12 protein-coding genes and 1 other RNA gene are annotated in these 12,363 nt (G+C 53.1%); 6 read left to right on the top strand and 7 right to left on the bottom strand.

From position 1 onward, the window contains the following. Positions 1 to 363: 363 nt before the first annotated feature. Positions 364 to 717, bottom strand: an RNA gene (gene rnpB / locus ABWV76_RS11895) — RNase P RNA component class A. A gap of 70 nt (positions 718 to 787) precedes the next feature. Beyond that, positions 788 to 1,630: a 16S rRNA (cytidine(1402)-2'-O)-methyltransferase gene (gene rsmI, locus ABWV76_RS11890; protein ID WP_353376032.1), complete on the bottom strand. Its 843-nt coding sequence runs from the start codon at positions 1,628 to 1,630 to the stop codon at positions 788 to 790. A gap of 39 nt (positions 1,631 to 1,669) precedes the next feature. Between rsmI and ABWV76_RS11885 the strand changes: the two genes are divergently transcribed. From ABWV76_RS11885 to ABWV76_RS11870, 4 genes are all read left to right on the top strand, one after another. Then, entirely contained in the window at positions 1,670 to 3,583 is a 1,914-nt protein-coding gene (locus ABWV76_RS11885; RefSeq protein ID WP_353376031.1) for a penicillin-binding protein activator, read from the top strand. Further along, positions 3,570 to 3,932: a YraN family protein gene (locus ABWV76_RS11880; RefSeq protein WP_020412613.1), complete on the top strand. Its 363-nt coding sequence runs from the start codon at positions 3,570 to 3,572 to the stop codon at positions 3,930 to 3,932. The genes ABWV76_RS11885 and ABWV76_RS11880 overlap by 14 nt, the downstream gene beginning before the upstream one ends. Before the next feature lie 64 nt (positions 3,933 to 3,996). Further along, entirely contained in the window at positions 3,997 to 4,587 is a 591-nt protein-coding gene (locus ABWV76_RS11875) for an SIS domain-containing protein (RefSeq protein ID WP_020412612.1), read from the top strand. Between the two features lie 3 nt (positions 4,588 to 4,590). Next, positions 4,591 to 5,181 (top strand): BON domain-containing protein, encoded by a 591-nt coding sequence (locus ABWV76_RS11870; protein WP_282952649.1) that lies wholly within the window; start codon positions 4,591 to 4,593, stop codon positions 5,179 to 5,181. A gap of 94 nt (positions 5,182 to 5,275) precedes the next feature. On the opposite strand, the gene ABWV76_RS11865 is transcribed toward ABWV76_RS11870, so the two are convergent. Beyond that, the gene (locus ABWV76_RS11865) at positions 5,276 to 6,466 is read right to left on the bottom strand and encodes a thiolase family protein (RefSeq protein ID WP_353376030.1); all 1,191 of its coding nucleotides are present in this window, start codon (positions 6,464 to 6,466) and stop codon (positions 5,276 to 5,278) included. A 182-nt stretch (positions 6,467 to 6,648) separates the two neighbouring features. Between ABWV76_RS11865 and ABWV76_RS11860 the strand changes: the two genes are divergently transcribed. Beyond that, the gene (locus ABWV76_RS11860; protein WP_353376029.1) at positions 6,649 to 7,245 is read left to right on the top strand and encodes a LemA family protein; all 597 of its coding nucleotides are present in this window, start codon (positions 6,649 to 6,651) and stop codon (positions 7,243 to 7,245) included. A gap of 3 nt (positions 7,246 to 7,248) precedes the next feature. Next, complete coding sequence (locus ABWV76_RS11855; RefSeq protein WP_353376028.1) at positions 7,249 to 9,147, top strand: M48 family metallopeptidase; 1,899 nt, start codon at positions 7,249 to 7,251, stop codon at positions 9,145 to 9,147. Between the two features lie 53 nt (positions 9,148 to 9,200). Here the strand turns inward: ABWV76_RS11855 and ABWV76_RS11850 are convergent, their stop codons facing one another. From ABWV76_RS11850 to ABWV76_RS11835, 4 genes are all read right to left on the bottom strand, one after another. Then, positions 9,201 to 9,821: a Yip1 family protein gene (locus ABWV76_RS11850; RefSeq protein WP_020412607.1), complete on the bottom strand. Its 621-nt coding sequence runs from the start codon at positions 9,819 to 9,821 to the stop codon at positions 9,201 to 9,203. A 106-nt stretch (positions 9,822 to 9,927) separates the two neighbouring features. Then, positions 9,928 to 11,112, bottom strand: coding sequence for a GGDEF domain-containing protein (locus ABWV76_RS11845; protein ID WP_353376027.1), 1,185 nt, complete (start codon positions 11,110 to 11,112; stop codon positions 9,928 to 9,930). Between the two features lie 151 nt (positions 11,113 to 11,263). Next, positions 11,264 to 11,659, bottom strand: coding sequence for a ClpXP protease specificity-enhancing factor (locus ABWV76_RS11840; protein ID WP_020412605.1), 396 nt, complete (start codon positions 11,657 to 11,659; stop codon positions 11,264 to 11,266). A 25-nt stretch (positions 11,660 to 11,684) separates the two neighbouring features. Next, entirely contained in the window at positions 11,685 to 12,311 is a 627-nt protein-coding gene (locus ABWV76_RS11835; RefSeq protein ID WP_020412604.1) for a glutathione S-transferase N-terminal domain-containing protein, read from the bottom strand. Positions 12,312 to 12,363 lie beyond the last annotated feature (52 nt).

The following is a 12,363-nucleotide window of genomic DNA, read 5'->3' as shown; positions in this document are numbered from 1 at the left end:
CACCCACTTACTGGCTGCGAATAAACCACAAAGTTCCACGATTTTCCACTTTTTCCCACCTTTGACACTATAAAACTGGGTATCGCAAAGTCAAGGAAATCGACCCCAAAGTCCCCATAAACCCCAGTAAACTCGCGGCTTACAGAATAGATTTGGCGAGTGGCGCCAATATCATCTTCACATATCAACAAATTAGTGCGAGCACTCACTCACAAAATGATCGATTATTTTAAACTAACAATTCAAGTCGTGTGACACACGCCACATAGTCGCACTGCAGCCTCGCCACATGAATTAAGCGTCAAAAACAGGGTTCCGGATTTATAGAAAAGAGAAAACCCGGCACTTGCCGGGCTTCGGGAATGGATGAGCTGGCCTATAAGCCGGGTTCTGTCGAGGACAATCATTCATCTGGGATGCCTGTCACCAGACACCTCAAGCGACCTACCCGCCCTCAGTGCGGGTCACACCTATAGAGGGCCTATTTGGTCTTGCTCCGAACGGGGTTTACCATGCCGCGGACTGTTACCAGCCGCGCGGTGCGCTCTTACCGCACCCTTTCACCCTTACCTGTGCTTCCGAAGAAGCCATCGGCGGTCTACTCTCTGCTGCACTTTCCGTAGGCTCACACCCCCCAGGCGTTACCTGGCGTTCCACCCTATGGAGCCCGGACTTTCCTCCATCACACAAGGTGACAGCGATTGCCCGGCCAGCTCGCGGCGAAGAGTAATGAGGCGACAGCGGGATTGCAACAGGCAAAGCTTAATTACAAAGAAAAGCCCGCGCCTTATTTCTGCTGCAAGCTCCAATTGTAAAGCTCTTTCTTGTTAACGCCGGTAATTTCCCCAGCGATAGCCGCAGCCTTCTTGGGCGGCAACTCCGCAAGGAGTAGCGACATCACTCTCTGCGCCTCCGCATCCAGCTCATTGACTAGGCGACGCTCGGCTCCGCGTACCAGCAGGACAATTTCGCCACGCCGCTGATTAGCATCCGAGCGCACCCAGCTGACCAGCTCACCGAGCGGCATAAGGCGGAAAGTCTCGAATGCCTTGCTAAGCTCACGAGCAATTACTGCTTCACGCCCAGCACCAAACACTTTTGCCATTGCTTCAAGGGTATCCGCAACTCGATGTGGCGCCTCGTAAAAAACCAGCGTGCGGGTAGCACCAGCTAACTCTTGCAAAGCCCGCTCCCGGGCTCCGGCCTTGGCCGGCAGAAACCCCTCAAAACTGAAGCGATCACTAGGCAAGCCTGCAGCACTCAAAGCAGCTACAAAGGCGCAGGGCCCAGGTATCGGCGCTACACGGATTCCCCGCTCACGCGCCTCTCGCACCAAACGATAACCTGGATCTGAAATAAGAGGGGTACCCGCATCAGAAATCAGCGCCACCGTCTGCCCCTGCTCAAGCCGCTGCAAAATCTGGCCAGTGCGCTTGTCATCAGAGTGGTCGTGATACGCCATCAAGGGCGTTTCAATATCGAAATAGGAAAAGAGTCTCTGACTGTGACGTGTGTCCTCCGCCGCAACCAGGTCGGCACATTGTAGAACTTCAACAGCTCGCGGTACCATATCGGCCAAATTACCAATAGGCGTAGCGACAATATAAAGCATCGCCTGATCCGACCCCATAGTTGTTCACTCCAAATATAAATATTGCGGGAGAAGAATATGTCCGCCTCTTCCCGGCGCACGTCTACTGTGATCACCAGCATGGCTGCGGCAGCACTGGCACTGGCTTTAACCGCCTGCCAAACTCCAGCCTCCCGACCGGGGGCTTACCAGCCCACCTACCCGGCCAGCCACAAAGCCAGCCGCAGCGATGCCGTTCGCCTACTGCGTAGCGCCGAGACCTTGCCGGCTCCCGCGCGGGACCAGCAGCGCCTTCGGGCGGCCGCCATTCTATACGAGCTGGGAGAGAAAGAGTCAGCCAAAGAAGCTGTTGTGAAAATTATTCCCGAACAGCTGGATAACACCCTGTATGCCAGCTATGCACAGGTGTATGGCAGTTTACTTGCCGATGGCGATGACTTCTTCGAAGCCCTGGACTTAGCTACATCTCCACGCCTTGAGGGTGCTTGGGCGCAATTGCCACAGTCGACTGCGCTACCCTTACGCAACTTGCGCGCAGACCTTTGGGGCCTCCTTGGTAATCTCGACAGCGCCATTAGTGAGCGACGTGAGATTTCTTACCTTGTGAAGTCTGATGGCGCGATCGTTGAGAACAACAATGGCTTATGGCAACTACTTACCCAGCTACCTTCCAGTGAATTAAAGAATCGCGCCAATAAAAGCAGCGACACCCAGATGCGCGGCTGGTATCAGCTGGCGCTACTGGGTCGAGATACTCAGACTGATATCAGCTCACAACTTACCGCCCTTAGCCGCTGGCGTGAGCGCTGGCCAGCGCATAGCGCCAACACACATCCACCACAAGCATTACAGCTGCTCGAACGGCTAGCGGCTCAACGCGCCGATAGCATCGCCCTGCTACTGCCTTTATCCGGCTCACTTGGCAGTGCCGGTCGCGCGATCCGCGATGGCTTTATGGCAGCACACTACACAGCCCTGAACGCCGGAGGAGCCACTCCTAGGGTCATGGTATACGATACCGGCACAGAGCAGCCCTTCGAGGAAATCTACCAGAATGCCGTGGATGCAGGCGCTCAGTTCATTATTGGCCCCCTGGACAAGAGCAAAGTCTCCAACCTACTGGCGACAGAGAAGCTGCCAGTACCCACCTTGGCGCTAAACTATGGTGACCAGGGACGACTCACCAATGACCTAGTGCAGTTTGGCCTCGCTGTTGAGGACGAAGCCCGTCAGATCGCCCAACATGCCTACCGTCAGGGCCACCGCCAGGCAATGGTACTCACCACCAATAGCAGCTGGGGTCAACGGGGGGCCGAAGCATTCCGGGAGGAATGGCAAAATCTCGGCGGCTCAGTCAGTATTGGCAAGACATTCTCCAATAACAGCAAGTTTGCCAGCCTGGTTAGTGATGCTTTACTAATCCCAGCCAGCAAAGCGCGCAAAAAGGAACTGCAGGGCCGTTTGGCCGCGCCATTGGAGTTCACCCCACGGCGCCGCGATGATGTCGATATGGTGTTTGTAGCAGCCCTGCCCCAACAGGCCCGCCAACTCAATCCTATGCTGACCTACTACTACGCCGGCGACCTACCGGTTTATGCCACCTCCCATGTTTTTGGCGGTAGTGTCAATCCAAATCGTGACCGCGATATTAACGGCGTACGCTTTACCGCCCTGCCCTGGTTATTTGAGAATAACCAGACCAAGCAAGACATAGAGCAACAAGCCGCTCCGGCACCAGCATTTGCCCGTTTATACGCTCTGGGAGCCGATGCATTCCGCCTCTACCCACGCCTTCCCATGTTGCGCCAGTTTCCGCAACAGAAAGTACATGGTCTCACTGGGGCACTCAGTCTGAGTGCTGATGGCCGCATTGTGCGAGAACAGATGTGGGCACGAATCGAGAAGGGGGTGCCTGTGCCAATAACAACTGTAGAGCCGCTGTCGATACCTCAAGACAATGGCCAGCTGACAGGAAACAGTGAAGCTCTTTAAGCGTCCAGCCAGTACTGTCGGCGCACGCATGGAGGGTGCCGCAGCGCTTCACTTACAACGCGCGGGGCTCTCGGTGACTGAACGCAATTACCGCTGTCGTCACGGAGAGATAGACCTTATCGCCCGTGAAGGCGATACTGTCGTGTTTGTGGAGGTGCGCTTCCGCCGTAGCAGTCGCTTTGGCGGTGCCGGAGCCAGCGTGGATATTCGTAAGCAGCAAAAGCTGCTAGCCACCGCGCACAGCTATTTACAACAGCACAAACTGGACTGTCCCTGCCGCTTCGATGTCCTTGCCATAGACGGCGATGCGCAAAACATTCAGTGGATTAAGAACGCCTTCGAAGCCTAAGGCAAAACCGAGATTTACCTTGCCAAGTTACGGCGAACTGCGGTTCGCCTGAATTAAGGACACAATGGAACAGCGAGTCGTAACCCTTTTTCACCACAGTCTGGAAGCCACCATGAACGCCGGTGAGATACTGGCGCCCCTGATTGCGGAGGCCAGTGAGATGGTGGTGCACACACTGCTAGCAGAGAGCAAAATACTTCTTTGCGGCAATGGTGTCAGTGGCGCCCTGGCGCAGAGTTTCAGCTCGCAATTAACTGGCGGCTTCCAACGCGAGCGCCCCGGCCTGCCAGCAATGGCACTCAATAGTGACGGTGTCTCCATGGGCACCGTCGCACAAAATCATGGCAGTGCGGATACTTTCGCCCATCCAGTACGCGCTCTTGGCCAACCCGGCGACCTGCTGATAATAATTAGTAGCGATGGCGGGGACTCCAACTTGGTACAAGCTATGCGCGCCGCCCGAGACCGCGACATGGGAATCCTGGCCCTCACCGGTGGAGATGGTGGCGATTGCGCTGCCCTCTTGGATAACCACGATATTGAACTGCGCGTGCCTTCCGATGTCGCAGCAGAGGTACACCAAGTACACCTTCTGACTATTTTTTGCCTGTGCGACTTGATCGACAGCAGCCTGTTCGGTGGCTATGAGGACTGAACCATGAAAACAAAACTATCTTCTGTTGGAAAATGCCTTCTGGCCGCGCTTGCCATAGCCTCTCTGCTTGGCGGCTGCAGCACAGTTATGGAGGCCACTCACGATGGCCCCATCCAGCAAGACCCAGGGAAACGCTCGCTGGGAACTTATATCGATGATGAGAGAATCGAAACCATTGTCACAGTGAATATCAACAAAGCCCACCCCGACCTGAAAGCAGCAAATGTTGACGTAACCTCCTTCAATGGGGTGGTTTTGCTCACAGGCCAGGTACCCAACCAGGAACTTCGCATGCTTGCCGGCCGCACTGCTGAGCAGGTTCAGAACGTACGACAGGTGTACAACGAGACACAGGTACGCGGCAAAGTCACCTTTCTCGCCTCCACCAGTGATGCCTGGCTGACAACTAAAGTGAAAACCAATTTGCTTGCAGATAAGGAAATTGATGGGGCTCGCATCAAAGTGGTAACAGAAAATGGGGTGGTTTACTTGATGGGGCTTCTGACCCCGGCGGAAGCAGAACGCGCTGCGGGCGTAACCCGTTCAATTGGTGGAGTACAAAAGGTCGTAAAAGCCGTGGAGTACATCAATTGATACAGTGATGTTGTACCCCATTTAACAATTTGATATCCGAATAAAAAACGGAGGCTAAGCCTCCGTTTTTTATTGGTGAAGCTTTAAGCCAAAGTTACAGGCGCTCAATAGCTATCGCCGTGGCCTCACCACCACCGATGCAAAGGCTAGCAATGCCCTTCTTAACATCGCGCTTCTCCATAGCGGCCAACAGGGTGGTCAAGATTCGAGCACCGCTGGCACCCAATGGATGGCCTAGGGCACAAGCGCCACCGTTCACATTAACCTTATTCCAGGGGAGTTCCAGCTCACGCATGGCTGCCATGGTTACCACGGCGAAAGCCTCATTAATCTCAAACAGGTCAACATCGGCAGCAGACCAACCGGTGTTTTCCAGCAACTTATGCATGGCACCCACTGGGGCAATAGTGAACCACTCGGGCTCACGGGCAAACTGAGCTTGCCCTTTGATAACCGCTAATATTTTGAGTCCGCGCTTATCAGCCTCACTTTTTCGCATCAGTACCAATGCCGCAGCGCCATCGGAAATAGAACTGGAGTTGGCTGCAGTGACAGTGCCATCCTTGCGGAAAGCCGGTTTCAACTGCGGGATTTTGTCTGGACGAGCACTGCCTGGAGCCTCATCTACACTGACGACTACCTCTCCACGCCGGGAAGCAATGGTTACCGGGGTAACTTCACGGGCAAAATCACCACTTTCAATTGCTGCCTGGGCACGAGCCAGGGACTCCAGGGCAAACGCATCCTGCTCTTCACGAGAGAACCCATACTTATCCGCAGTACCCTCAGCAAAAGCACCCATCAATTTGCCGTCTTCGGCATTCTCAAGGCCATCGAGAAACATGGAGTCCTTAACCTCACCGTGCCCCAGGCGCATGCCGGAACGGGCTTTAGGCAAAAGGTAGGGGGCGTTGCTCATACTTTCCATACCACCGGCAACAATGACCTTGCCCTCCCCCAACAACAGCGCATCCCGGGCCATCATCACAGTCTTCATACCAGAACCACACACCTTATTGACGGTAGTACAGGGCGTGCTGTCTGGAATACCTGCTGCCAGCGAAGCTTGGCGCGCAGGCGCCTGTCCCACACCTGCTGGAAGCACACAACCCATCAGGACTTCATCGATATCTGCGGGGGCTACCCCTGCATCTTCCAGAGCCGCACGAATTGCCGCTGCGCCCAACTGTGGGGCACTCAAGGAGGATAAGCTACCCTGCATGGCACCCATCGGGGTCCTCGCCATTCCGACGATCACTACGGGGTCTGAAGTTACATCACTCATTCTGTCTGCTCCCAGTTCTACACCGCCCTCTCTGCTGTGGCGGCAATTGTGTTTTATAGTCGCCGCATTATAGCCGAAGCACTACCCTGCTCCGCCAGAGCCAGTTTCACTACTAGCGTCGCCCGGCAGATGGAGCGTGTTACTATCGGCGCCAATCATAAGAAAAAGTGGCGAGAGGACTTATGGAGTTATCGAGCATTATCGTGCTGGTGGTTATTGCTGCACTTTTGTTTTATGGAGTAGGGATTTATAACAGACTGGTTTCCCTAAAAAATCGCAATGAGAACGCCTTTGCACAGATAGAGGTACAACTGAAACGGCGCCACGACCTGATCCCCAACCTGGTGGAAACTGCTCGAGGTTACCTGAAACACGAGCGGGAAACCCTCGAAGCCGTAACTGTTGCGCGCAATACCGCCATCAGCGATCTCAAGGCAGCAGCCTCAAACCCGTCAAGTGCCACTGCCATCGGCAAACTTGGCCGTGCAGAGAGCACCCTGAATGGAGCCCTGGGACGCTTTACTGCAGTAATGGAGGCATACCCGGACCTGAAAGCCAACCAGAACATGATGCAACTCAACGAGGAGCTGAGCAGTACTGAGAATAAAGTTGCCTTTGCACGGCAGGCATTTAACGACTCGGTCACAAATTACAACATATACAAACAAAGCTTTCCGCCAGTATTGCTGGCTGGTTTTTTCGGGCATCGCGCCAATGCCCAACTGCTGGAATTTGCCGACTCAGATGCCGCTCAGGTAGCACCTCGTATCGAGTTTTAAGCGATGAATTTTTTTGAGTACCAGGATCGCGCCAGACGAAACAGCCTCCTGCTTGTAGGGCTTTTCGCTCTAGCCGTAGTTTTGCTGATCTCCCTGACCACTTTAGTCGCTGCCGCAGCGATAGCGCTCTCTCGCGGCCAGCCTTTTTCATTCAGTACTATCGAGCAATTACTGGGCTGGCAAACTGTGATATCCATCGCCCTGACGATTGCTGCCATTGTCGCCCTCGGCAGCCTATATAAACTGCACCAACTCAACGCCGGCGGCAGCGCAGTGGCCGAATCCCTCGGCGGACGCAAGCTCAATATTGCTCCACAGAATTCCAACGAACAACGCGCACTGAATGTTGTAGAGGAAATGGCAATCGCCTCAGGTACCCCTGTGCCGGATGTCTACCTGATTGAGGATGATGCGATCAATGCATTCGCCGCGGGCTCCAAACCCACCGATGCAGTGATCGGCCTCACTCGAGGCTGCGTTGAAAACCTTAATCGAGAGGAACTGCAAGGTGTAGTGGCACATGAGTTCAGCCATATCTTAAATGGCGATATGCGTTTGAATATCCGTATCGTAGGAATGCTGAACGGTATCCTGATTATTGGCCTGCTCGGCCATTGGCTGGTTCGCGGAATTTACCCTGGCAATCGAGAAAACCGAGGGCGTGCGGCTCTGTTTGGGCTCGGCGCAGCATTAATGGTTGTGGGCTATACAGGAACCTTCTTCGGCAACCTGATTAAGTCTGCAGTTAGTCGCCAACGGGAGTTCCTTGCAGATGCCTCTGCAGTACAATTTACCCGGAACAATACAGGTATCGCTAGCGCACTAAAAAAGATTGGCAGTTACGGCTCAAAATCGACTCTGACCAGCGGCAGGGCAGCGGAATACAGCCATATGTTTTTTGCCAATAGCATGAAGCGTTCGCTATTTAACCTCTTCGCCACACATCCGCCTCTGTCAGATCGTATCACCCGACTCGACCCCAGCTGGAATGGCCTTTACCCCGACAATACTAATAACGCCTCACAATCACAGCCCCCTGCATTTGTTGAGTCCGCGCAAGTATCCACTTTCGCAAAATCCGCACCCTTCCAGGCAGCGCTGGATGCTGTAGATAACAGCATTGCCAACCCGAGCGAACAACAGGTGCAATACGGACGCCAGCTGCTTCAATCTATTCCCTCTGGACTTCAGCAGGCAGCTCATGACCCCTTCGCCGCACGCGCGCTGATTTATCACCTGCTGTTACACAAGGACGGGGCAGAGCGGCAAGTACAACGCGAACTACTCAATAAAATTGCCCATCCAGCAGTGGTGCGGGAAATGCGACAACTGGAGACACAGCTGGAAAGCCTGCCCAATAGTGCACGCTTGGCCCTGTTGGATCTTTGTGTTCCCGCACTGAGAGCACTGGTCCCTCAGCAGTATCAAGTATTCAAGAGAAACCTGATCAAACTGCTGCACAGCGATGGGAAAATTGAGATTTGGGAGTGGGCCCTATATCGGGTACTGATGCACGCACTGGAGGGCTCTCCTGACCGACAGCGGCTTTCCAATAAAAAGGGAGCCAGCAAAGATGCCAACTGTTTCCTTCTCGCCGCTATCGCCCATTCGGGCAATAGTGAGTATCTACCTGCCAAAAGGGCTTATGAGCAAGGCCTCAAGGCTTTGGGTATAGAGGTCACACCACTGCCAAGTCACAAGGATATAAATTTACCGCGGCTCGACAAGGCCATCGCCATTGCAGGACAGATGAAAGCTCTGGATAAACCGGCATTGTTAAAGGCAATGGTACTAACCCTAAGCCATAACGGGGTGATCAAGGCAGAGGAAATCGAATTGCTCCGGGCCGTAGCAGATAGCTTGGACTGCCCAATGCCACCTCTGCTACCAGCGCAGCCATAAATCGGGTCGACTAACCAACAGGCCGGCATTGCCGGCTTGTTTCCACTTATTTATTAAACGTGATGCTGATAGACAGGGCCTATTCCTACGCTCCACAAAATTACCGAAGTAATTAAGACAGTAACCATCATGACAAGCGCCACAGTGAGCACCGCACAGGCATAAAGAAATGCCCGCTCTTTGTTCATCTTCATCAAAATTGGGATACCGGCAAATACCAGATAGATTGAGTACATCCCCGCAATGCCCACGGCGGCCATAGTAAGCCAAGGGTGGGGGAAAAGAACCACAATACTAGCGAGGAAAATTGGCGTAGTGATAAAGACCGCAAGCGCGGTGCCTTCATAATGGCGTGTAGGTTCATCACCCTCGACACCATAGGACCTCGCCATCCAGTTAATAAATTCCCCAAGGCAATAGACTCCGACCAGTAACGCAAAGTAGGTCACTATAGACAAAACTGCTGCACTCTCCGGAGTCAACTTGGCCAGATGCCCCCCTACCTCAAATCCCACCCGTGTGACACCAAAGTAGCCGGCAACTGTAGGGATCAGAGCCAGAAATGGAACATGGGTCACGAAAACCTGGAAAAAAGAATGTCTATCCGCTCGGATGGCTTTCCACTCTTTTTCAGGATTAGTAAGAATGCCGATTGTGTGACTGAGTAATCGCACGCTGAAACTCCCTTCAATACCCTGCATTGCAGTATCGGGGGACGGCGCGGAATTAACCAATGCGAATAAGAAATTAGGCGCCACTTTTAAATCAGGTTGATTTATATCAAGCGCGAACAGAGACGCGATTCCGGCCGCCCCGCTTTGCCTTGTAAAGGGCCTGGTCAGCGGCCTTAAGGACAGTATCAGGCCCTCTGAACTCCTTACCCCTCTGAGCGAGGCCAATACTAACGGTTACCTTAATCTGTTGATCTGAACGGCGTTCAGAACGCCACAATTTAGGACCGGAAATACGTCCTCCAGAGCGCAAGCGCATGGGATAGGCCGCTATTTTCTCCCGAATAAGCTCCAGCTGTCTTTCTGCGGCTGAAAGGTCACGACCAGAAATAATTAGCACAAACTCCTCCCCCCCATAGCGAAATAATTCCCCTGACGTATTTCGAGCAATCTGGGTAGCAACCATTCGCAGTACCTGATCACCGACCTGATGACCAAAGCGATCATTCAATTTCTTAAAGTAATCGATATCAATCATGGCAATAGAATAATGCCGGCCGGGAGTGAGCATCCGATACCTGAAAGCCCTCCGAGACCGGACTCCGGTCAACTCATCGCGGAAAGCCAGCTCATAGCTGCTACCCAGCAGCGAAAAGATAAGTAGGAAACCAGCTACTGACATTAAAGGAACCAGAGGCATCCCACTCCAGACTCCATACAACGTAAGCAAGATGCAGCTGAATAACCCCACAGCCGTGGGCCCGGGGTAAAGAGCCAGCAGTGCCAATGCGCCAAGTGAGGCCGCCATACAGGCCAAGAGTGGTAAAGGTGGGGAAAACCGGTCAAGAGCCAATAGCCAAGCAGGCAGATGCTGCAAAGAAAACATCTGAGCTAACGGCCCATAATATTTCTGCAACCAGAATAGGGCTATCCCCTGTGCACCCAGGATCAACAGCCAAGCGACCCCAAAATTACTCCATATGCTACGGTCGCGGCTGCAGCTAAATAACATCAAGTTGAGGGCGATCAACCCCAGATAGAGGGAAAAATCCTGCTTCAACAGTATTTCGAGACTGATCGTCCCATAGAAAAACATTAATAGTAATGCGGCCAGACCAACTCGGCTTGAGCGATAAAATAAACTGAGCAGCAGCGCTGTTACCAATAACAGAAAAGGCAGCTGGACATTGTTCAGGGACGCCAGATCGAGCCAGGGTAAATGTTGGGCAAGTGGCAAAATCAGGAGCAGTCCGGGCAACCAGCTAAAACGCAGCCACTGCAAATACGACGGCATGGTAAATTGGGAGCAAGAAATAACAGAGAATTATACGCACCTGATAACAGTAATTTCTTAGACTAGGCGCACAAAAGAGAAGACCGACGAAAACAAAAAGAAAAAATAAAAAAGGGGCAAAACTGCCCCTAGAAATTTTTTAAAGCCGAGCTTATTTCACAACGCGCAATGCGGGCTTCTTCACCGACTTTTTGCCCAAGCTGGTGGGCGGGGTAGGTTCGGGCGGTTCTGGGGTTTCTTCTGCCTCAAACACCATACCCTGGCCATTCTCACGAGCATAAATTCCAACTACCGCGCCAACCGGAACCTGGATATCAGTGGGAACCCCACCAAAACGCGCATTAAACCTGATCGCATAGTTATCCATGGTCAGCCTCGCAACAGCACTTTCAGAGATGTTTAGCACTATCTGCCCATCATCATTAACATGCTGTTGTGGCACCAGCACCCCGGAAAGGTGCGTATCGACAAGAATATAGGGAGTGCACCGGTTATCGGTAATCCACTCGTAAAATGCCCGCAAAATATATGGGCGATTGGAGGTCATGACCGGCTTACTCACCTAACTACCCTCAACGCATTTCCCGTTCGTACTCGGTAAGGCTCTGCTGGAACGCTTCACGGGCAAACAGGCGATCCATATAATCCAGCAGCGGCTTCACTTGCTTAGTCTTGGGCAAGCTGATTTCGAACTGCTCGAGACGCCAGAGCAGTGGAGCCATACAGCAATCCACCAGGGAAAATTCTTCATTGAAGAAGTACGGCAGCTCAGTAAACATCGGCGCAATGCCAACCAAGCTATCACGCAGCTCCTTACGGGCGGATGCAGCATCTTTGCCTCCTGCCAGAATTTTATCCACCAGCGGACACCAGTCGCGCTCAATACGATGCATAATCTGGCGACTTTGAGCGCGCGCAACCGGGTAAACGGGCAGCAGCGGCGGGTGTGGGAAACGCTCGTCAAGATACTCCATCATAACCTTGGTTTCGAAGAGCACCAGATCGCGATCAACCAGAGTCGGCAGCGAATTGTAGGGGTTGAGGTCAGCGAGCTCGGCGGGCTTATCATCCGAGTCCACATCTATGATTTCTACGGACACCCCTTTCTCTGCCAGTACGATACGCACCCGATGGCTATAGTGACTGCGACCATCAGAGAAGAAGGTCATAGAGGAGCGCTTGTTGGTAGGCACACCCATGTTCAAACTACCTCAAACTTGTTGGCCGACAAACACCGGCCTTTATTCAAAA

Origin of the sequence: Microbulbifer sp. NBRC 101763 (genome assembly GCF_040371615.1) — a bacterium.
Lineage (GTDB): Bacteria > Pseudomonadota > Gammaproteobacteria > Pseudomonadales > Cellvibrionaceae > Microbulbifer > Microbulbifer variabilis.
Note: the sequence above shows the minus strand (reverse complement) of the source record. Positions and strands in the feature narration are given on the sequence as shown.